This window comes from Streptomyces sp. NPDC002276 (assembly GCF_053891435.1).
Window position 1 is genome coordinate 740,662 of sequence record NZ_JBSFCQ010000002.1, and the last position, 19,947, is coordinate 760,608.

Here is a 19,947-nt window from a genome sequence, read left to right on the forward strand (position 1 = left end):
CGCTGTCCTTCAGGGGCGGTGGTCGGGCGACGGGTGGGCATTACTGGCAGGCCTCGCAGGACTCGGGGTTTTCCAGGGAGCAGGCGACCGCGTCTTCGTCGGGGGTCAACTGCTGTACGGGGATGGGGGTTTGGGTTTGGGCCTGGGCCGCGCGGGCGATGCGGGTCGCCGGGCGGGAGCGCAGGTAGTACGTCGTCTTCAGGCCCTGCTTCCAGGCGTACGCGTACATCGAGGAGAGCTTGCCGATCGTCGGCGTCTCCAGGAACAGGTTCAGGGACTGGGACTGGTCCAGGAACGGAGTGCGGGCGGCGGCCATGTCGATCAGGCCGCGCTGCGGGATCTCCCACGCCGTGCGGTACAGCGCACGGACCTCGGCGGGGATCCAACTGAACGCCTGCACCGAGCCGTTGGCGTCACGCAGCGCCTCCCGGGTGCGGGCGTCCCACACGCCGAGCTGCTTCAGCTCGTTCACCAGGTAGGAGTTGACCTGGAGGAACTCACCTGACAGCGTCTCGCGCTTGAAGAGGTTCGAGACCTGCGGCTCGATGCACTCGTACACGCCCGCGATGGACGCGATGGTGGCCGTGGGGGCGATCGCCAGCAACAGGCTGTTGCGCATGCCGACTTGGGCGATACGTTCCCGCAGCGCGGCCCAGCGCTCGGGCCAGGTCAGCTCCACGTCGTAGTGGTCGGGGTGCAGGACGCCCTGCGCCGTACGGGTCTTCTCCCAGGCCGGCAGCGGGCCGTTGCGCTCGGCGAGGTCGGCGGAGGCCTCGTACGCGGCGAGCATGATGCGCTCGGCGATCCGGGTCGAAAGTGCCTGCGCCTGAGGGGAGTCGAAGGGGACGCGGAGTTTGAAGAAGACGTCCTGGAGACCCATCGCGCCGAGACCCACCGGGCGCCAGCGGGCGTTGGAACGGCCCGCCTGCTCGGTCGGGTAGAAGTTGATGTCCACGACCCGGTCGAGGAAGGTGACGGCGGTGCGGACGGTCTCGTCCAGCCGTTCCCAGTCCAGCTCACCATGGGTGACGAACGCACCCAGGTTCACCGAGCCCAGGTTGCAGACCGCCGTCTCGCCGTCGTCCGTGACCTCCAGGATCTCCGTGCAGAGGTTCGAGGAGTGGACGGTGTGGCCCGGCTCGGCGGTCTGGTTGGCGGTGCGGTTGGCCGCGTCCTTGAACGTCATCCAGCCGTTGCCGGTCTGCGCGAGGGTGCGCATCATGCGGCCGTAGAGGTCACGGGCCGGGATGGTCTTCTTGGCCAGGCCCCGCGCCTCCGCCTCGCGGTAGGCCGCGTCGAACTCGGCGCCCCACAGGTCGACCAGCTCGGGCACGTCGGCGGGGGAGAACAGCGACCAGATGCCGTCCTCGTTGACCCGGCGCATGAACTCGTCCGGGATCCAGTGCGCCAGGTTCAGATTGTGCGTACGGCGGGCGTCCTCACCGGTGTTGTCCCGCAGCTCCAGGAACTCCTCGATGTCGGAGTGCCAGGTCTCCAGGTACACCGCGGCGGCACCCTTGCGCCGGCCGCCCTGGTTCACCGCGGCGACCGAGGCGTCCAGCGTCTTGAGGAACGGGACGATGCCGTTGGAGTGCCCGTTCGTGCCCCGGATCAGCGAACCGCGGCTGCGGATACGGGAGTACGACAGCCCGATGCCACCGGCGTGCTTCGAGAGACGGGCGACCTGGTGGTAGCGGTCGTAGATGGAGTCCAGCTCGTCCAGCGGGGAGTCGAGGAGGTAGCAGGACGACATCTGGGGGTGCCGCGTACCGGAGTTGAAGAGCGTGGGGGAGGAGGGGAGGTAGTCGAGGCGGCTCATCAGGCGGTAGAGCGCGGCGACTTCGTCGAGCGCGCGCGTCGAGTCGTCCTCGGCGAGACCGGCCGCCACGCGCAGCATGAAGTGCTGGGGCGTCTCGATGACCTTGCGGGTGATCGGGTGCCGGAGGAGGTAGCGGCTGTGGAGGGTACGGAGCCCGAAGTAGCCGAAACGGTCGTCGGCACCCTCATCGAAGGAGGCGGCGATCAGCGCGTCGAGACGGGCCGCGTGGAGCGTCACGAACTCGGCGGTGCGGTCCGCGATCAGGCCCTCGCGGTGGCCCACGGCGACGGACTCGGTGAACGTCGTCACGCCCTGGGAGGCGGCCTCGGCGGCGATGCTGACCGTCAGCAGCCGGGCGGCGAGCCGGGAGTAGACGGGGTCCTCGGAGATGAGGCCGGCGGCGGCCTCCGTGGCCAGTTCGCGCAGTTCCGTCTCGTCCGCGTGCGCGGACCGGCCGCGCAGTGTGGCGGCGGCGACCCGGCCGGGGTCGGCGTCGGGAAGGTCGGCGGTCAGCTCGGTCAGGGTCCGCAGGATCGCGGCGCCGGGACCGTCGGCTCCGGGAACGATCGCTCCCGGAACGTCGGCTACGGTCGCGATCGCCTCGTTCGCCTGGGTCGCTGATGCCGGCTCTGCTGGCGCGATGGTCACGGTGGGGCTCTCCCTCGCTCGGCACGGGGCCTTGCGGAGGGCAGGCGGCAGTACACGAGCGCACGGGGCGTCGCGTCCACCGGCCCACTCCACGAGGCCCGGACGTCATGCGCCCTGACCGGGTGGCCGGGCGCGCCGTCGGCAGGTCCTCGGACTGACCAGGCGTGCATATGCACGCAAGTACACCGTTGCGGGACAGTTCCGGATTCGCACCGGATTCCCCTGCGGCGACAGCGAGCATGAGCATACATCTTGTGCCGGGCAGTCGTGGCACCCCCAGATGTTGTGTCGCGGCTGTTTCAGAGCGTCAACTTGTAAGTGAGGAGAGTGATCTCGTCCAGCTCCGGCAGGGGGTTCCAGTCGCGCTCCGGGGTGCGGGTGAAACCGAGGCGTTCGTAGATGCGGTGGGCGGTGTGCATGGTGCGCTGGGTCGACAGGACGATGGCTGTGCAGCCCGCGGTGGCCCGTGCGCGGTCGATGCAGGCGCGGACGAGGGCCTCGCCGGCGCCCTTGCCGCGGGCCTCGCGGGCGATCGCCAGCATGCGGATCTCGGCCTCGCCTTGTCGCGCGATGTCTGCCATGGGGCCGCCGGACGGGACGAAGGTCACTCCGCCTAGGAGGTGGTCGTTCTCGACGGCTACGAGGACGTCGGCTGCGGCGGCTCGTTTTGCTACGGCTCTCAACTCGCCTAGGTATTCGTCGCTTTCGCCGAAGTCGAGGAGGCCGTCTTGTAGGTAGGCCTGGGCTGTGATCTCGCCCAGGGTTTCGTATTCGGTGGGGGCTGCTCGGCGGATGAGGATGTCCATGTAGGTGAGTGTGTACGAAAGAGCGGGCCGCCGAGGGGGGTGCTCTCGGTGGCCCGCTGCGGGTGCGTTGTGGCTGGGCGCGCAGTTCCCCGCGCCCCTGAGGTGGGATCAGTGACCGGCGATCACAGGTAGCTCTTCCTTTACCCCCCGGTCGCCTGCGTCTGCCGTGTAGTCCCCGGCGCTCGTCTCGTCCACGCCCTCCGGAGCCTTCAGGGCCTTCAGTACGAACGTCAGGACCACCGTGACCACGACGTTCAGGACGAACGCGGTCAGGCCGATGTAACCGATCTCGCCGATGCCCGGGATCTCCTTGGACGAGCCGCCGAAGTGATCCTGGGTCGGGGAGGCGACGCCGTAGGCCGCGAGCGTGCCGTAGAGCATGCCCACCGCCCAGCCCGCCAGGAGGGCCCAGCGGTGGAACCAGCGGGTGAAGAGGCCGCCCACCAGGGACGGGAAGGTCTGGAGGATCCAGATGCCGCCGAGGAGTTGGAAGTTGATGGCCACTGTCTTGTCCATCGTCAGGACGAAGGCCAGGGCGCCGACCTTCACCAGGAGGGAGACCAGCTTGGAGACCTTAGTCTCCTGGGCCGGGGTCGCGTCCGGGTTGATGAAGTCCTTGTAGATGTTGCGGGTGAAGAGGTTCGCCGCCGCGATGGACATGATCGCCGCGGGGACCAGCGCCCCGATGCCGATCGCCGCGAAGGCCACGCCCGCGAACCAGTCCGGGAACATGTTCTCGAAGAGCTGCGGGATGGCCAGTTGGCCGTTGGTGACCTTGACACCCGCCGCGATCGCCATGAAGCCGAGCAGCGCGAGCAGGCCCAGCATCAGTGAATACAGCGGCAGGATCGTGGTGTTGCGGCGGATCACGTTGCGGCTCTTGGAGGAGAGCGTCGCGGTGATCGAGTGGGGGTACATGAAGAGCGCGAGTGCCGAGCCCAACGCCAGTGTGGCGTACGTCCATTGGCCCGCCGGGGCGGGGACCAGACCGCCCGCTCCCGCCGCCTTGAACTTGGCGCCCGCCGCGCTGAAGATGTCGTCGAAGCCGCCGAGCTTGATCGGGATGTAGATGATCGCCACCGTGATCACGATGTAGATCAGGCCGTCCTTCACGAACGCGATCAGCGCGGGCGCGCGGAGGCCGGACGAGTAGGTGTACGCGGCCAGCACCGCGAACGCGATCAGCAGCGGCAGGTCCTTCACGAACCAGTTGGAGTTCGCGCTGCCGCCCACCCCCATGACGTCCAGCACGGCTTGGATGCCGACCAGTTGGAGCGCGATGTACGGCATCGTCGCGAGGATGCCGGTGACCGCCACCGCCAGCGACAGGCTCTTCGAGCCGAAGCGACCACGCACGAAGTCGGACGTCGTCACGTATCCGTGCTTGTGCGACACCGACCAGAGGCGGGGCAGGAACGTGAAGATGAGGGGGTACACGAGGATCGTGTACGGCACCGCGAAGAAGCCGGCCGCGCCCGCCGCGTAGACCGCCGCCGGTACGGCGACGAACGTGTACGCGGTGTAGAGGTCGCCGCCGAGCAGGAACCAGGTGACCCAGGTGCCGAACGACCGTCCGCCCAGGCCCCATTCGTCGAGGCTGTGCTCGTTGTCGGCCCGGCGCCAGCGCGCTGCCAGGAAGCCCAGGACCGTGACGGCCAGGAAGAAGAAGATGAAGACGGCGAGTGCGACGCCGTTCACGCCGTCGTTCACCGGTTACCTCCGTGGCGGGCCCGCTGGTCGCGCTGCCAGAGCTTGTAGGCGGTCATGGTCAGCGCCGTCGAGATCAGCACCCAGAGCATCTGGTACCAGTAGAAGAACGGGATGCCGATGAACGCGGGATCCGTCTTGGCGTAGGAGCCGACCCAGAGCAGCGCCACGAAGGGTGCGAACAGGCAGACGGCGATGACAGCGCGCACCGGTGTCACCACTGGTTGTCTCACTTCAGGCACATCTGACATATCGCGGCCGTCCCCTCACTGATCGCCTGGTGTAACGCGCAGGCAATGTAGGTCACGGTGTGACGCGAGCGAAAGACCCCGTCCGCATATCGTCATGTCGATTTTGTGAAGGCCTGACATCGGTGTCAACGTCAGGGGTCAACAGCACCGGAAGCCCTGCCTCGGGTCGGCCTCCTGACGGTCCGTCCGCATGCGCTCGAAGTCGCGTAGGCTCGGGACCTCCGCGTCCGGGTGGTCCCGGCGTACGTGTGCGACATACCGGTCGTAGGCCGATTCGTCGGTCAACTCCCGGACGTACCAGCGCACTCCGCTAGTCGCCCGCCTGAACGCCGACCACATCACGCGCCGCCGCCTCCTCTTCCTTCTCCGCCCGGGTCGGGATCAGTCCGGCCGGTGCCACGATCTTCGACTCGACGTACGGCGTCTCGCTCAGCGTGGAGAGCGCCGGGCGGCGGATGTGCCGAACGCAGATCCGAAGGGCGTCCGCGATCACGACCACGACCAGCACCGCGAGAATGGCCGAAAGCACTCCGTCCACCGTGGAGTTGGTGACGACGGTGTGCATGTCGTCCATCGACTTGGCGGGTGGCAGTACCTTGCCCGCGTCGATCGCGTCCTGGAACACCGAGCGTTGCTTGAAGAAACCGACCTTGGGGTCGCCGGAGAACACCTTCTGCCAGCTCGCGGTCAGCGTCACCGTCGCGTCCCAGGCGAGTGGAATCCCGGTGATCCAGGCCCACTTGAGGCGGCCGGACTTCACGAGGAGGGTGGTGCAGACGGCCAGGGCGACGGCGGCGAGCAGCTGGTTGGAGATGCCGAAGATCGGGAAGAGCTGGTTGATCCCGCCGAGGGGTTCGTGGACGCCGACCCAGAGGAAGTAGCCCCACAGTGCGCACACGATGGCGCTCGTCAGGGCCAGGCCCGGACGCCAACTCACGTTCCTGAACGGCCGATAGACGTTCCCCAGCATGTCCTGGAGCATGAACCGGCCCACCCGTGTGCCCGCGTCCAGCGCGGTCAGGATGAACAGCGCCTCGAACATGATCGCGAAGTGGTACCAGAAGGCGCGCAGACTCCCGCCGGTGACCTTGGCGAAGATCTCCGAGACGCCGACCGCGAGGGTGGGCGCCCCGCCGGTGCGGGACAGCAGGCTGGCCTCGTCGACGTTCTTCGCGGCCTGCGCGAGGTCGGCGGGGGAGATGTGATAGCCCCAACTGGTCACCACCTGCGAGGCGTTCTGCACGGTCGTGCCGATCGCGCCGGCCGGTGCGTTCATCGCGAAGTACAGGCCGGGGTCGATGATGCTCGCGGCGACCAGCGCCATGATCGCGACCGACGACTCCATCAGCATGGAGCCGTAGCCGATCATCCGGATCTGCGTCTCCTTCTGGATCATCTTCGGGGTCGTACCGCTCGATATGAGCGAGTGGAAGCCGGACAGGGCGCCGCAGGCGATCGTGATGAAGACGAAGGGGAAGAGGGAACCGGCGAAGACCGGGCCGTTGCCGTGCTTCGCGAAGTCGGTGACGGCGGGCATCCGCAGGTCGGGCAGGGCGACCACGACCCCGATGGCCAGCAGGGCGATGGTGCCGATCTTCATGAAGGTGGAGAGGTAGTCGCGCGGGGCGAGCAGGGTCCAGACGGGGAGGATCGAGGCGATGAAGCCGTACGCCACCAGCCAGATGACCAGCGTCGAGGGCGCGAGCGTGAAGGTGTCGGCCCAGGACGACTCGGCGACCCAGCGGCCCGCGACCAGGGCGAGCAGCAGCAGGGCCACGCCGATCAGCGAGACCTCGGAGACGCGGCCGGGGCGAAGTACCCGTAGATAGAAGCCCATCAGCAGGGCGATCGGGATCGTCATGCCGATGGAGAAGGTGCCCCAGGGGGAGGAGGCCAGGGCGTTCACGACGACCAGGGCCAGCACGCCGAGCAGGATGATCATGATGGCGAAGGTGGCCAGCAGGGCCGCCGCGCCGCCGAAGGGGCCTATCTCCTCGCGGGCCATCTGCCCAAGTGACCTGCCGTCACGCCGGGTTGAGAAGAACAGCACCACCATGTCCTGGACCGCGCCCGCGAAGATGACGCCGACGATGATCCAGATCGTGCCGGGCAAGTAGCCCATCTGCGCGGCCAGTACGGGTCCGACGAGCGGTCCGGCGCCGGCGATCGCGGCGAAGTGGTGGCCCAGCAGGACGCGGCGGTCGGTGGGGTGGTAGTCGATGCCGTTGTCGAGGCGCTCGGCCGGGGTGGCCCGGGTGGCGTCGACCTTCAGGACCTTGTACGCGATGAACCTGGCGTAGAAGCGGTAGGCGATGGCGTACGAGCCGAGCGCGGCGGCGACCATCCAGGCGGCCGACACGTTCTCGCCCCGCGCCAGCGCGAGGACGGACCAGCCCGCCGCGGCGACGAGTGCGACGAGGGTCCAGACGACGATGGTTCGGACGTTCGCGGTACGCACCGGGTTGTCCTCCCGTCCATGCGGCGACGGGAGGAACGTAGAGCAACCGGCGTAACTCCGTAAGTCCCTTGGTTCTATGGGCGCTTGAGTCGCGCCACGGACTAGTCCTGCGGGCGCTTCAGGCGGGCCACGAACTTGTAGCGGTCCCCCCGGTACACCGACCGCACCCACTCCACCGGCTTGCCCTCCTTGTCGAGGGAGTGGCGGGAGAGCATCAGCATCGGGAGGCCGACGTCGGTGCTGAGGAGGCCGGCCTCGCGCGGGGTGGCCAGCGAGGTCTCGATGGTCTCCTCGGCCTCGGCGAGATGGACGTCGTAGACCTCGGCGAGCGCGGTGTAGAGAGAGGTGTACTTGACCAGGGACCTGCGCAGCGCGGGGAAGCGCTTCGCGCTGAGGTGGGTGGTCTCGATGGCCATCGGCTCGGCGTTGGCCATGCGCAGGCGCTCGATGCGCAGGACCCGGCCGCCGGTGGTGATGTCGAGCAGGTCGGCGAGGGTGTCGTCGGCCGTGATGTAGCCGATGTCCAGGAGCTGCGAGGTGGGTTCGAGGCCCTGGGCCCTCATGTCCTCGGTGTAGGAGGTGAGTTGGAGCGCCTGCGAGACCTTCGGCTTGGCGACGAACGTGCCCTTGCCCTGGATGCGTTCGAGACGGCCCTCCACGACCAGTTCCTGCAAGGCCTGGCGGACCGTCGTGCGCGAGGTGTCGAACTCGGCGGCCAGGGTGCGTTCGGGCGGGACCGGAGTGCCGGGCGGCAACGTCTCCGTCATGTCCAGCAGGTGTTTCTTCAGGCGGTAGTACTTGGGCACGCGCGCGGTACGGACGGTAGCCCCACCCTCGTTCTCCGCACTGCTGACGTCGGTGCTCATGCTCCGCCTTTCCGGCTCCGGACAAGGGTCACTTCGTGATCCCTTCTGTATACCGTCGCGGTCGCTTTTGGTCTAGTCCACAAGGCCAAGTGGTCTAGTGGAGGAGAGTACTCCGGCGCGGTTGTTTTCGCTGCCTTCTTACTTAAAGGTTCCTGCATATGTAGGTCCCATAACGGCTGGTCAGGGCGGTTTCGGGAACCCTTGACAGGTCCTGTGGTCTGGTCCAAGCTCCCGGTACTGGTCTACACCATTGGTTCAGGTCCCGGCCCATGGGCGGGAGGTGTGGCAGGCATCCCTGAGGAGGGTGGCGTGAAGCGCAAGCTGATAGCCGCGATCGGTATCGCGGGCATGATGGTCTCCATCGCGGCGTGCGGGGGCAACGACGACAAGGGCTCTTCCAAGAGCGGCGCCGACGCCAAGGAGCTGACCGTCTGGCTCACCGTCGACGCGCAGAACAACTGGCCCGAACTGGTCAAGGCGGCCGACGCGACCGTGCAGAAGGCGCACCCCGGCGTCAAGATCAAGCACGAGTACTACGGCTGGCCGGACAAGAACACCAAGCTCGACGCGGTCCTCGCCACCGACAAGGCCCCCGACGTGGTCGAGATGGGCAACACCGAGATGCTGGGCTACATGGTCAAGGGCGCCTTCGCACCCGTCGACGCCTCGAAGTTCACCAACTCCTCCGCCTGGCTCGACGGCCTCAAGGCCTCGGTCACCTACGACGGCAAGACCTACGGCGTCCCGTACTACGCCGGTGGCCGCGTCGGCAACTGGCGTTCGGACATCGCTGCTTCGGTCGGCATCAAGGCGCCCCCGACGACGTACACCGAGCTGACCGCCGACCTGGACAAGATCCAGAAGAAGGAAGGCGACAAGTTCAGCGCCTGGTACCAGCCCACCCGTGACTGGTACGCGGCCATGTCCTTCGTCTACGACGCCGGCGGCTCCATCGCCGCGGAGTCCGGCGGCCAGTGGAAGGGCAACCTCTCCTCGCCGGAGTCCATCAAGGGCCTCACCGAGTTCAAGAACGTCATCGACAAGTACATGCACGGTGACAAGACCAAGGACGAGTCCGACCGTTACATCGTCTACGGCCAGGGCAAGTCGGCCATGATCTTCGGTGCCGCCTGGGAGGGCGCGAGCGCGGCCGACCCGAAGGCCGACAAGACCGGCGGCAAGCTGAAGACCAGCCTCGTCAACTTCGTGATGCCCGGCCCGTCCGGCAAGAACATGCCCGTGTTCCTTGGCGGTTCGGACCTGGCGATCCCGGTCAAGTCCAAGGCGCAGGCCCTCGCCGCCGAGTGGATCAACGCCTTCACCGGTCCGTCCGGCCAGAAGGGCCTGATGGCCAAGGGCAACCTGCCCAACAACAAGACCGACCTCGCGACGCTGAAGAACGACCCCGCGACGGCGGTCCCGGCCACCGCGGCCGAGTCCAACTGGTTCGTCCCGATGGCACCGGGCTGGGGCCAGGTCGAGAAGGCTCAGGTCCTCCAGACCATGTTGCAGAACATCGGCACCGGCAAGCAGTCGGTCGAGGACGCGACGAAGGCCGCGGACACCGCGATCGACAAGGTCATCAACACCAAGTGACCTGAGTGCGGGGCCCTGTTGGACACCTGGGTGTCTTCGGGGCAGGGCCCCGCGACTCGTAAGTGAGGGACCGCTGAGGAGCGCGCGATGAGTGCCGACACGACCACCCCCGCCAAGGTGCCGCCGCCGCGGCAGGCGCCCCCACCGCGCGTCTCCGACGCACCCCGCAGAAAGCGGACGGCAAGAGGCACCGGGGTCCCCTGGCTGCTGCTCGCCCCCTGTCTGCTGATCCTCGGCCTGGTCATGGGCTATCCGCTGGTCCGCCTGGTCACGCTGTCCTTCCAGACCTTCGGACAGTCCCAGCTGTGGGGCTTCAAGCCCGCCGAGTGGATCGGCCTCGACAACTTCTCCGGGATCCTCGGCGACGGCGAGTTCTGGGGCGTCGTCGTCCGCACGATCGTCTTCGCGGCGGGCTCGGTCATCTTCACGATGGTCGCCGGCATGGCCCTCGCCCTGCTCCAGCAGAAGGTCTCCGGCTGGATGAAGACCCTCATCAACATTGTCCTGGTGGCCAGTTGGGGCATGCCGGTCATCGTCGCGACCACCGTCTTCAAGTGGCTCTTCGACACCGACTACGGCGTCTTCAACGCCCTGCTCAGCAAGCTCCCCGGCGTCGACATGGTCGGCCACAACTGGTTCGCCAGCGGACCGCAGGGCCTCCTCGTCATCATGCTGCTCGTGGTCTGGGGCGCGGTGCCCTTCGTGGTGATCACCCTCAGCGCCGGACTCACCCAGGTCCCCCAGGAGTTGGAGGAGGCCGCCCGCCTCGACGGCGCCGGCGCCTGGGGCGTCTTCCGGTACGTCACCCTGCCCATCCTCAAGCCGATCATCGTGATGCTCACGACCCTCTCGGTGATCTGGGACATGGGCGTCTTCCCCCAGGTGTTCGTGATGCGCGGCGGCCATCCCGAGGCCGACTTCCAGCTCCTGAGCACCTACTCGTACGACCGTGCCTTCGTCGTCAACGATTACGGACAGGGCTCTGCGATAGCCCTGGTCACGGTGGTGCTGCTGCTCGGTGTCGTCGCCGTCTACATGCGTCAGATGCTTCAGATCGGAGAGGTCGAATGAGCGCGCTCACGACCGACGCGCCCCGCAGGCCGACCGGCGGGCGCAAGAAGTCCAAGCTCGGCTGGAACCTCGTAGGCCTCCTCGTCTTCCTCGTCGTCGGCTTCCCGCTCTACTGGATGGTCGACACGGCGTTCAAGCCCGCCAAGGACGCCATCGACCCGGACCCGAGCCTGCTGCCCACCGGCATCACGCTCGACAACTTCCGCCGGGCGCTGGACATCGCGGACTTCTGGGGCCCGGTCGGCCGCAGCCTCATCGTGTCCCTGTCGGTCGTCGTGATCGGCATCGTCGTGGGCCTGCTGGCCGCGCTCGCCATCTCCCGCTTCGCCTTCCGCGGCCGCAAGGTCGTGATCGTCGGCATCCTCGCGGTCCAGATGGTCCCGCTGGTCTCGATGATCATCCCGGTCTTCCTGCTGCTGAACGACCTCGACCAGTACGACAAGCTTTCCGGCCTGGTCATCACGTACCTGACCTTCATCCTCCCGTTCACGGTGTGGACCCTGCGCGGCTTCATCGTCAACATCCCGAAGGAGCTGGAGGAGGCGGCCATGGTCGACGGCTGCTCCCGCACCGGCGCCTTCATCCGCGTGGTCTTCCCGCTGCTGGCCCCCGGCATGGTCGCCACCTCGGTCTACGGCTTCATCCAGGCCTGGAACGAGTACCTGTACGCCCTGATGCTGCTCAGCCAGGAGCATCAGACGGCGACCGTCTGGCTCGGCAACTTCACCACCAAGCACGGCACCGAATACGCCCCGATGATGGCCGGCGCCACGATGATGGCCGTGCCGATCGTCGTCCTCTTCCTCCTCGTCCAGCGCAAGATGGCCGCGGGTCTGACCGCCGGCGCTGTGAAGGGATAACGCCAACCGATGACGACATTCGCCAGCGGTACAGACACTCTGACGCGCGACGCCCTCACCGTCCTGCAACCGGGCTTCCCCGGCACCACGGCCCCCGACTGGCTGCTACGGCGCCTCGGCGAAGGCCTGGCCTCGGTGGGCCTGTTCGGCCGCAACATCGCGTCCCCCGAGCAACTCTCCTCCCTGACCGCCCAGTTGAGGGCCGAACGGGACGACGTGCTGGTCGCGATCGACGAGGAGGGCGGCGACGTCACGCGCCTTGAGGTGCGCACGGGCTCCTCCTTCCCCGGCAACCACGCGCTCGGCGCGGTGGACGACGTGGACCTGACGAGGGAGGTGGCCCACGAGTTGGGCCGCAGGCTCGCCGCATGCGGGGTGAACCTCAACTGGGCCCCGTCCGCCGACGTGAACTCCAACCCCTCCAACCCGGTCATCGGCGTCCGCTCCTTCGGCGCCGACCCCGAACTGGTCGCCCGCCACACCGCCGCCTACGTCACCGGCCTCCAGGCCGCGGGCGTCGCCGCCTGCACGAAGCACTTCCCGGGCCACGGCGACACGGCGGTCGACTCCCACCACGCGCTCCCGCGCATCGACGCGGAGTCGGCGGTCCTGGAGCGACGCGAACTCCGCCCGTTCCGCGCGGCCATCGCCGCCGGCACCCGCGCGGTGATGAGCGCCCACATCCTGGTCCCGACCCTGGACCCGGACCACCCGGCCACCCTCTCCCCGCACATCCTGACCGACCTCCTGCGCGGCCGACTCGGCTACGACGGCCTCATCGTCACCGACGCCATCGAGATGCAGGCCATCGCCGCCACCTACGGCATCGAACGCGGCGCGGTCATCGCCATCGCCGCCGGTGCCGACGCCCTCTGCGTGGGCGGCGGCCTCGCGGACGACGAGACGGTACGACGCCTGCGCGACGCCCTGGTCCGCGCGGTCCGCGCGGGCGAACTCCCGGAGGAACGCCTGGCCGAAGCGGCGGAACGGGTACGGGGGTTGGCCCGCTGGGCGGCCTCGCTATCGGCCTCCGCTACGGCCTCCTCTTCGGCCTCGGCATCCGGCTCCGCTACGGCCTCCGTTTCGGACGAGGGCGCCGTTCCCGCGGCGGACGTGACGCGCGTCGATGTCGGTCTCGTCGCCGCCCGCCGGGCCCTCACGGTCACCGGTGCCGAAGCCTTCACCCCCCTCACCGAACCGCCGTACGTAGCGCTCCTCACCCCCGTCGCCAACATCGCCGTCGGCGACGAGACGCCCTGGGGGGTGGGTGCCGAGCTGACCCGGATGCTGCCCGGTACGCAGACGGGGAGCTTCGCCGGGGAGGCCGCGGGGGACGCGGTGCTGGAGGCGGCGGGGGCGCGGCGGGTCGTGGTCGTGGTGCGGGACGAGCACCGGCATCCGTGGATGGCCGCCACCCTCGACACCGTGCTGGCGGCCAGGCCCGACACCGTCGTGGTCGAGATGGGCATCCCGCAGGCCCCGCCCAGAGGCGCCCTCCACATCGCGACGCACGGGGCGGCCAGAGTCTGCGGCCGTGCGGCGGCGGAGGTCATCGCGGGGGAGTGACCTCAGGTGATACGCCGGTGCCGGGCCCTCCACGAGGGAGCCCGGCACCGGTACGTACGCGCGAGGAACCCGCGCCTCAAGTCCCGCGCCTCAAATCCCCTGCCAGTCCGGCTTGTTGACGAACGTGTGCCGGAAATAGTCCGCGAGCTTCAGCTTGGACGCGGCGCCCTCGTCCACCACGACCGTCGCATGCCGGTGGAACTGGAGTGCCGACGCCGGGCACACCGCGGCGACCGGCCCCTCCACCGTCGCGGCGACCGCGTCCGCCTTGCCCTCGCCGGTCGCCAGCAGCACCAGGTGCCGCGCCTCCAGGATGGTCCCGATGCCCTGCGTGATGACGTGGTGCGGGACCTGCCCTATGTCACCGTCGAAGAAGCGCGCGTTGTCCACCCGCGTCTGCTCGGTCAGCGTCTTGATCCGGGTCCGCGAGGCCAGCGACGAGCACGGCTCGTTGAACCCGATGTGCCCGTCGGTCCCGATCCCGAGTATCTGGAGGTCGACCCCGCCGGCCTCGCCCAGCGCCCGGTCGTAGGCCTCGCACGCCGCCTGCACGTCCTCGGCCGTCCCGTCCGGCCCGAGGAACGAGTCCATCCCGACCCCGAGCGGCTCCAGCACCTCACGGCGCAGCACCGAGCGGTACGACTCCGGGTGCTCGGCGGGCAGCCCCACGTACTCGTCGAGCTGCGCGATCCGCGCCCGCGAGGTGTCCACGGCACCGGCGCGGACCTTGGCCGCCAGCGCCTCGTAGATGGGCAGGGGCGTCGAGCCGGTGGCCACGCCCAACAGGGCGTCCGGCCTGCGCCGGAGCAGCTGTGCCATGGCCTCGGCGATCAGCTCGCCGCCCGACTTGGCGTCCGGAACGATGACAACTTCCACGCTGGGCCTGCCGTTCTGAAGAGAACCATGTGGTTTAGACCAATCGTGTCCAATCTAACAGAATCGGTACCGCCCTCCCAGAGTGATCCACGTCCCACCACCCCGCACGGGCGCCGCCGCCGAAGAAGGGGTGAAATGGACACCGCACCGCCGCCACGCCCCACCTCCGGAGGACCCCGCATGACCGCCACGCCCCCGGCCCCCGACAGCGAACTCCCCGGCCGGATCATGGCCCGAGAGATGGCCGAACAGCCCGATGTCCTGCGCCGCATCCTCGACGAGGGCGCCCCGCGCATCCGGCAGGTCGCCCAGGCCGTGGCCGCCCGCAAGCCCCGCTTCGTGCTGCTCACCGCCCGCGGCACCTCCGACAACGCGGCCCTGTACGCCAAGTACCTCCTGGAGATCCGCCTCGGCCTGCCCTGCGGACTCACCTCGATGTCGACCACCACGGCCTACGGCGCCCACCCCGACCTGACCGACGTCCTCGTCGTCACCGTCAGTCAGTCCGGCGGCTCCCCGGACCTGGTCGCCTCGACGCGGGCCGCCCGCGAGGCCGGAGCGATCACCGTCGCCGTCACCAACAACCCGGATTCACCGCTGGCCGCCGTATCGGAGTACCACGTCGACATCATGGCGGGCCCGGAGAAGGCGCTCCCCGCGACCAAGACGTACACCGCCTCCCTCCTCGCGCTCTACCTCTTCGTCGAGGGCCTGCGCGGCGGCGACGGCGCCGCGGCCAAGGCGCTGCCCGATCTCGCCGAGCAACTCCTCGCCCGCCAGGACGAGGTCCGTACCCTCGCCTCCCGCTACCGCTTCGCCGAGCGCATGGTCATCACCTCGCGCGGCTACGGCTATCCCACCGCGAAGGAGGCCGCCCTCAAGCTGATGGAGACCAGCTACATCCCGGCTCTCGCCTACTCCGGCGCCGACCTCCTGCACGGCCCTCTCGCCATGGTCGACAACGTCTCGCCGGTCATCGCGGTCGTGACGGACGGCAAGGGCGGCGCCGCCCTCCAGCCCGTGCTCGACCGGCTGCGCGGCCGGGGCGCGGACCTGGTCGTCATCGGCCCGGCCGGTCAGGTCGAACAGGCCTCGGCCGGTTTCGTCCTGCCCGTCGAGGGCGTCCCCGAGGAACTCCAGCCGATCCTGGAGATCCTCCCGCTCCAGCTCCTCGCCTACGAGGTCACCATCGCCCGGGGCCAGGACCCGGACGCGCCCCGCGCCCTGGCCAAGGTGACGGAGACCCGCTGAACCCGTGTCCCCTGTACCGGCCACATGTACCGGCCACGGAAATTCCCATGACCAACCAGTCCCGAACAGGACCCGACACGGTTAGGCTTCTCGACATCCTTCAAAGCATGGACACGGAATGTGGTCTAGTCCACAATGTGTTAAAGGCGTAAGCCTCCGTCTTCCCCGCACAGGAAGACGGATCGAGGAACCGAGGCTCTCTGCCCTGACTGCCCCGGGTCCTCATCCATCGGCCGATCGGGACCGCACACCCCGTGGCCGTTGCTGCTCCGGGCTGCGGTGCCGAGAGGGCTGAGGGTCCCTCTCAGGCGCCGCGGCCCGCGGGTGTTTTTAGGACAGGTACAGACCGGCGGGTACGCTCGCAGACGTGCCCTCCATGAACGAACTCGTACGCCAGCACACCGCACTCGGTGACTCCGACCTTGAGTGGCTGCACCTGCTGGTCTCGGAGTGGCAGCTGCTCTCCGACCTCTCCTTCGCCGACCTGGTCCTGTGGGTCCCCACGCGTGACGGCACCCGCTATGTCTCCGTCGCCCAGATGCGGCCGAACACCGGTCCCACCTCGTACCAGGACGACATGGTCGGCCACCTCGTCCCGCGCGGCCGCCGCCCCATGCTGGACGCGGCCCTCGACGAGGGCCGGATCGTGCGCGAGGGCGACCCGGAGTGGCGCGAAGAGGTCCCCGTCCGCGTCGAGTCGATTCCGGTACGACGGGACGGACGCGTCCTGGGCGTCATCGCGCGCAACACCAACCTGCTCACCGTGCGCACCCCGAGCCGCCTCGAACTCACCTACCTCCAGAGCGCGTCGGACCTCGCGCAGATGATCGCGGCCGGTTCCTTCCCGTTCCCGAACCAGCAGGTCGACATGGACGCCTCGCCGCGCGTCGGCGACGGACTGATCAGGCTCGACGGCGACGGCATCGTGCAGTACGCCTCGCCCAACGCCCTGTCCGCGTACCACCGGATGGGCCTCGCCACCGACCTCGTCGGCCAGCCGCTGGGCACGACCACCGCCGAACTCGCCCCCACCCGGGGCCCGGTGGACGAGGCGCTCGCCAAGGTCGCCAGCGGATGGGCGCCGCGCGAGTTCGAGATCGAGGCGCGTGACGGGGTCATCCAGTTCCGGGCGATCCCGCTCAAACCCAAGGGCACCCGCATCGGTTCACTGGTGCTGCTCCGGGACGTCACCGAACTGCGGCGCCGCGAGCGGGAGTTGATCACCAAGGACGCGACCATCCGGGAGATCCACCACCGGGTGAAGAACAACCTCCAGACGGTCGCCGCCCTGTTGCGGCTCCAGGCCCGCCGCATCGACTCCGAGCGCGGCCGGGAGGCCCTGGAGGAGGCCGTACGGCGGGTCGGTTCGATCGCGATCGTGCACGAGACGCTGTCCCAGAACCTGGACGAGCGCGTGGAGTTCGACGAGATCGCCGACCGGGTGCTCGCGATGGTCGCCGAGATCTCGCCGGGCAAGGTCACCGGCCGGCGCAGCGGCCGCTTCGGAATACTGGACGCCGAGGTCGCCACCCCGCTCTCCATGGTCCTCACCGAGATCCTCCAGAACGCCCTGGAACACGGCTTCCGCGAGGGCGAGACCGGCACGGTCGAGGTGTCGGCCGTGCGCGGCGGCACCTCCAAGGACGCCCGCCTCCTCGTCACCGTGCAGGACGACGGCGTAGGACTCCCCGAGGGATTCGACCCGCACCGCTCGGGCAACCTGGGGCTCCAGATCGTACGGACGCTGGTGGAGGGCGAGTTGGGCGGCACGTTCGACATGGTGCCGGGGCCGGAGCGGGGGACCCGGGTGATCCTGGATGTGCCGGTGGAGGCACACAAGTGACGTACGGGGACGGGGTGTTCGGAGACGGATTCGGAGACGGATTCGGGGACAGCAAAGAGCCCCGGATCATCAACTGATCCGGGGCTGCTCGCTCGTTGCTATGCGCATCGGGGGTACTGCGCGCTGCGGCTCGGGGGCGGGAGATGCGTACTCGCTGTACGCGCCGCCAAGCTCAGGCTGTTAGCAGGGTGGATGTCAGGCGGAGGCCTGACGGGCCCGGTTGCGAGCGGCGCGGCGCTTCATGGCGCGGCGCTCGTCCTCGCTGAGACCACCCCAGACGCCGGAGTCCTGGCCGGACTCAAGCGCCCACTGCAGACACTGGTCCATAACAGGACAGCGACGGCAGACGGCCTTGGCTTCCTCGATCTGCAGCAGCGCAGGACCGGTGTTGCCGATGGGGAAGAAGAGCTCGGGGTCTTCCTCGCGGCAAACGGCGTTGTGACGCCAGTCCATGGCTGCTACCTCTCCTTGGTATTACGTGCGGGTTGCTTGTGAATGTGAACGCTTTCACGAATCCCTCAACAAGTGAAGGGCCGTACGCCAGGTTCACTGGCGGGGTCCTGTGGATTGAAGAGGGGTTCCGGTGATCCGTGGAGGCCGGTGTTGCGGGCCGTCTCGATCGCCACGTAGAGACTCGCAAACCTCAGCGGCGGATACAACCCCTTCTGGAAAGTTTTTTTTGATTCCTCGGTGTCGACTAGGTCACAGCCGTACTTCCATGGGGTGGATCCTGGTCTAAACGTTCGAGTGAAAGGACTTCAGCCCTTTCTGCTCACACAATCACACGCAGTGCACGGCGTACGCCTGTGAACGTCACGCTCGTACGCAGTCCGAGGTGGTCGCCGTCCATCTGGAGGGGCAACGGGGCCTTCGAATGCAAGGTGAACTCGGTCAGGTCGTGCAGGGCCGCAGCGTGCTTGCCGTGGGGTCCGCGTTCGGGGGACGAAGTGAGCAACTGGGTGCCATACCGGGCAACCGCGGCGCTGGACAGGCGGGTGAGACCGAGTACGTCGAGGCCTTTATCGAACGACGCCTTAGGTGACGTGTACATCGGGCGATTGCCGAGATACGTCCAGGGCGAGGTGTTCGAGACTATGGCCACCACCAGATCCGTGACCGGGTCCTCCCCGGGCTGCTCCAGCGTGATCGTCCCGTGCCGGCGGTGCTGCTCCCCGAGGAACTGCCGGACCACCTGGCGCACATACAGCGCGTGCGTGGACTTCTTGCCCTGCTCCCGCTGCTGCTCGACCCGCCCGACCACCCCCGCGTCGAACCCGAGCCCGGCGTTGAAGGTGAACCAGCGCGACGGCACGGACTCGTCCTCGGTGCCGGGCGTACCGGAGGTCAGCCCGAGCCCCACCGTGCGCTCGCTGCCCTCGCGCAGGGCGTCGAGGATGGCGCCGGTGGCCTCCACGGCGTCGTTGGGCAGGCCGAGGGCGCGCGCGAAGACGTTGGTGGAGCCGCCGGGGACCACCGCGAGGCCGGGCAGGCGCTCCGGGTCGGGGCCGGTGTGCAGCAGGCCGTTGACGACCTCGTTGACCGTGCCGTCGCCGCCGAGGGCCACCACCAGGTCGACGTTCCCGCTCTCCGCCGCCTGCCGGGCGAGGTCGCGCGCGTGGCCTCTGTACTCCGTGGTGACGGCCTCCAGCTTCATCTCGCTGGCGAGCGCGTGGAGCAGGACGTCGCGCGTACGTGCGCTTGTGGTGGTTGCCGCCGGATTGACCACGAGAAGTGCACGCATGAGTTGCAGCGTACCTACTGAGGGGTACCCGTCCCATACCGAGGTAGGGGTTCGGTAAGAGGAGACGACGTGAGCCTGAACACCTGGGGCCGTTTTCCGAGGGCTACCCTTCTGGGGTGAGCGCTGAGCAGACCCCCGCCCCGGAGACCGACGGCCCCGACGGACCCCGTCCGCGCCGTCTGACCTACGCGGCGGCCCTCGTCGCGCTGGAAGGTCTCGCACTCGCCGTCGGCGGGGTGTGGATGCTCGTCCTGGGGCTCACCGGTGACCCGGACGACCGCCAGCAGGCCGTGACCGGAGGCGTGACCCTGGTGGTGCTCGCGCTGCTGCCGCTGCTCGCCGCGCGCGGACTGCTCGGCCGCCGCGGCTGGAGCCGGGGTCCCGCCGTGATCACGCAGATCATGGCGCTGCCCGTGGCCTACAACCTGCTCCGGGCCGACAGCGTGGCCATCCCGGCAGGCATCGCGCTCGCGGTGGTCGCGGTCGCCTCGCTGGTGCTGCTGGTGAACCCGGCGACGACACAGGCCCTCGGAATCCGAGGGCCCGGCCGCCGTACCGAAGAGCCGAAGAGCTGACCTCCGACTCGCT

Annotated in this window: 17 protein-coding genes and 1 riboswitch; of the genes, 7 read left to right on the forward strand and 10 right to left on the reverse strand. The window is 68.6% G+C overall.

All coding sequences use genetic code 11. The annotated features are described in order from the left end of the window. Positions 1–40: 40 nt before the first annotated feature. From ACWIHT_RS08545 to ACWIHT_RS08575, 7 genes are all read right to left on the reverse strand, one after another. Positions 41–2,467, reverse strand: a complete 2,427-nt coding sequence (locus ACWIHT_RS08545; RefSeq protein ID WP_456165743.1) for a ribonucleoside-diphosphate reductase subunit alpha — start codon at positions 2,465–2,467, stop codon at positions 41–43. A 123-nt stretch (positions 2,468–2,590) separates the two neighbouring features. Next, a riboswitch (cobalamin riboswitch) is annotated at positions 2,591–2,714 on the reverse strand. Between the two features lie 52 nt (positions 2,715–2,766). Beyond that, entirely contained in the window at positions 2,767–3,273 is a 507-nt protein-coding gene (locus tag ACWIHT_RS08550) for a GNAT family N-acetyltransferase (RefSeq protein ID WP_456165745.1), read from the reverse strand. Between the two features lie 108 nt (positions 3,274–3,381). Further along, entirely contained in the window at positions 3,382–4,983 is a 1,602-nt protein-coding gene (mctP, locus tag ACWIHT_RS08555) for a monocarboxylate uptake permease MctP (RefSeq protein ID WP_456165747.1), read from the reverse strand. Then, complete coding sequence (locus tag ACWIHT_RS08560; protein ID WP_456165749.1) at positions 4,980–5,231, reverse strand: DUF3311 domain-containing protein; 252 nt, start codon at positions 5,229–5,231, stop codon at positions 4,980–4,982. Before ACWIHT_RS08560 ends, mctP begins: the two co-directional genes overlap by 4 nt. 138 nt (positions 5,232–5,369) lie before the next feature. Then, a complete protein-coding gene (locus tag ACWIHT_RS08565) occupies positions 5,370–5,570 on the reverse strand; it encodes a YbdD/YjiX family protein (protein ID WP_456166035.1) in 201 nt (66 codons plus the stop codon). After that, positions 5,542–7,689, reverse strand: a complete 2,148-nt coding sequence (locus tag ACWIHT_RS08570) for a carbon starvation CstA family protein (protein WP_456165751.1) — start codon at positions 7,687–7,689, stop codon at positions 5,542–5,544. The genes ACWIHT_RS08565 and ACWIHT_RS08570 overlap by 29 nt, the downstream gene beginning before the upstream one ends. Before the next feature lie 101 nt (positions 7,690–7,790). Then, positions 7,791–8,555 (reverse strand): GntR family transcriptional regulator, encoded by a 765-nt coding sequence (locus ACWIHT_RS08575; RefSeq protein WP_019072168.1) that lies wholly within the window; start codon positions 8,553–8,555, stop codon positions 7,791–7,793. A 309-nt stretch (positions 8,556–8,864) separates the two neighbouring features. Between ACWIHT_RS08575 and ACWIHT_RS08580 the strand changes: the two genes are divergently transcribed. The 4 genes from ACWIHT_RS08580 to ACWIHT_RS08595 all read left to right on the forward strand — a co-directional run bounded on the left by ACWIHT_RS08580 (position 8,865) and on the right by ACWIHT_RS08595 (position 13,648). Continuing rightward, positions 8,865–10,151 (forward strand): extracellular solute-binding protein, encoded by a 1,287-nt coding sequence (locus ACWIHT_RS08580; RefSeq protein WP_456165753.1) that lies wholly within the window; start codon positions 8,865–8,867, stop codon positions 10,149–10,151. Positions 10,152–10,238: 87 nt separating this feature from the next. After that, complete coding sequence (locus ACWIHT_RS08585; protein WP_456165755.1) at positions 10,239–11,222, forward strand: carbohydrate ABC transporter permease; 984 nt, start codon at positions 10,239–10,241, stop codon at positions 11,220–11,222. Continuing rightward, positions 11,219–12,082 carry a carbohydrate ABC transporter permease gene (locus ACWIHT_RS08590; RefSeq protein ID WP_456165757.1) on the forward strand — a complete coding sequence of 288 codons (864 nt, stop codon included), beginning with the start codon at positions 11,219–11,221 and terminating at the stop codon, positions 12,080–12,082. Before ACWIHT_RS08585 ends, ACWIHT_RS08590 begins: the two co-directional genes overlap by 4 nt. 9 nt (positions 12,083–12,091) lie before the next feature. After that, the gene (locus ACWIHT_RS08595; protein WP_456165759.1) at positions 12,092–13,648 is read left to right on the forward strand and encodes a glycoside hydrolase family 3 protein; all 1,557 of its coding nucleotides are present in this window, start codon (positions 12,092–12,094) and stop codon (positions 13,646–13,648) included. A 90-nt stretch (positions 13,649–13,738) separates the two neighbouring features. Here the strand turns inward: ACWIHT_RS08595 and nagB are convergent, their stop codons facing one another. After that, positions 13,739–14,524, reverse strand: coding sequence for a glucosamine-6-phosphate deaminase (gene nagB / locus ACWIHT_RS08600; RefSeq protein ID WP_456165761.1), 786 nt, complete (start codon positions 14,522–14,524; stop codon positions 13,739–13,741). Positions 14,525–14,704: 180 nt separating this feature from the next. Between nagB and ACWIHT_RS08605 the strand changes: the two genes are divergently transcribed. Together ACWIHT_RS08605 and ACWIHT_RS08610 are read left to right on the forward strand one after the other, a co-directional pair. Further along, complete coding sequence (locus ACWIHT_RS08605; protein ID WP_456165763.1) at positions 14,705–15,775, forward strand: SIS domain-containing protein; 1,071 nt, start codon at positions 14,705–14,707, stop codon at positions 15,773–15,775. A 376-nt stretch (positions 15,776–16,151) separates the two neighbouring features. Beyond that, positions 16,152–17,618: a sensor histidine kinase gene (locus ACWIHT_RS08610; RefSeq protein ID WP_456166037.1), complete on the forward strand. Its 1,467-nt coding sequence runs from the start codon at positions 16,152–16,154 to the stop codon at positions 17,616–17,618. Positions 17,619–17,813: 195 nt separating this feature from the next. On the opposite strand, the gene ACWIHT_RS08615 is transcribed toward ACWIHT_RS08610, so the two are convergent. Further along, complete coding sequence (locus tag ACWIHT_RS08615; RefSeq protein ID WP_006142322.1) at positions 17,814–18,071, reverse strand: WhiB family transcriptional regulator; 258 nt, start codon at positions 18,069–18,071, stop codon at positions 17,814–17,816. Positions 18,072–18,390: 319 nt separating this feature from the next. Then, positions 18,391–19,359, reverse strand: a complete 969-nt coding sequence (locus ACWIHT_RS08620; RefSeq protein ID WP_456165765.1) for a diacylglycerol/lipid kinase family protein — start codon at positions 19,357–19,359, stop codon at positions 18,391–18,393. Between the two features lie 116 nt (positions 19,360–19,475). Here ACWIHT_RS08620 and ACWIHT_RS08625 point away from each other — a divergent pair, with 116 nt between their 5' ends. Continuing rightward, positions 19,476–19,934 (forward strand): hypothetical protein, encoded by a 459-nt coding sequence (locus ACWIHT_RS08625; protein WP_456165767.1) that lies wholly within the window; start codon positions 19,476–19,478, stop codon positions 19,932–19,934. Positions 19,935–19,947: the final 13 nt, after the last annotated feature.

What these genes read in the sequence shown, in the direction of transcription:
- ACWIHT_RS08575 (WP_019072168.1), bottom strand. Translation starts at nt 8,555, where the DNA reads ATGAGCACCGACGTCAGCAGTGCGGAGAACGAGGGTGGGGCTACCGTC.
- ACWIHT_RS08595 (WP_456165759.1), top strand. Translation starts at nt 12,092, where the DNA reads ATGACGACATTCGCCAGCGGTACAGACACTCTGACGCGCGACGCCCTC.
- ACWIHT_RS08610 (WP_456166037.1), top strand. Translation starts at nt 16,152, where the DNA reads ATGAACGAACTCGTACGCCAGCACACCGCACTCGGTGACTCCGACCTT.
- ACWIHT_RS08615 (WP_006142322.1), bottom strand. Translation starts at nt 18,071, where the DNA reads ATGGACTGGCGTCACAACGCCGTTTGCCGCGAGGAAGACCCCGAGCTC.
- ACWIHT_RS08620 (WP_456165765.1), bottom strand. Translation starts at nt 19,359, where the DNA reads ATGCGTGCACTTCTCGTGGTCAATCCGGCGGCAACCACCACAAGCGCA.
- ACWIHT_RS08550 (WP_456165745.1), bottom strand. Translation starts at nt 3,273, where the DNA reads ATGGACATCCTCATCCGCCGAGCAGCCCCCACCGAATACGAAACCCTG.
- ACWIHT_RS08585 (WP_456165755.1), top strand. Translation starts at nt 10,239, where the DNA reads ATGAGTGCCGACACGACCACCCCCGCCAAGGTGCCGCCGCCGCGGCAG.
- ACWIHT_RS08605 (WP_456165763.1), top strand. Translation starts at nt 14,705, where the DNA reads ATGACCGCCACGCCCCCGGCCCCCGACAGCGAACTCCCCGGCCGGATC.
- ACWIHT_RS08590 (WP_456165757.1), top strand. Translation starts at nt 11,219, where the DNA reads ATGAGCGCGCTCACGACCGACGCGCCCCGCAGGCCGACCGGCGGGCGC.
- ACWIHT_RS08565 (WP_456166035.1), bottom strand. Translation starts at nt 5,570, where the DNA reads ATGTGGTCGGCGTTCAGGCGGGCGACTAGCGGAGTGCGCTGGTACGTC.
- ACWIHT_RS08560 (WP_456165749.1), bottom strand. Translation starts at nt 5,231, where the DNA reads ATGTCAGATGTGCCTGAAGTGAGACAACCAGTGGTGACACCGGTGCGC.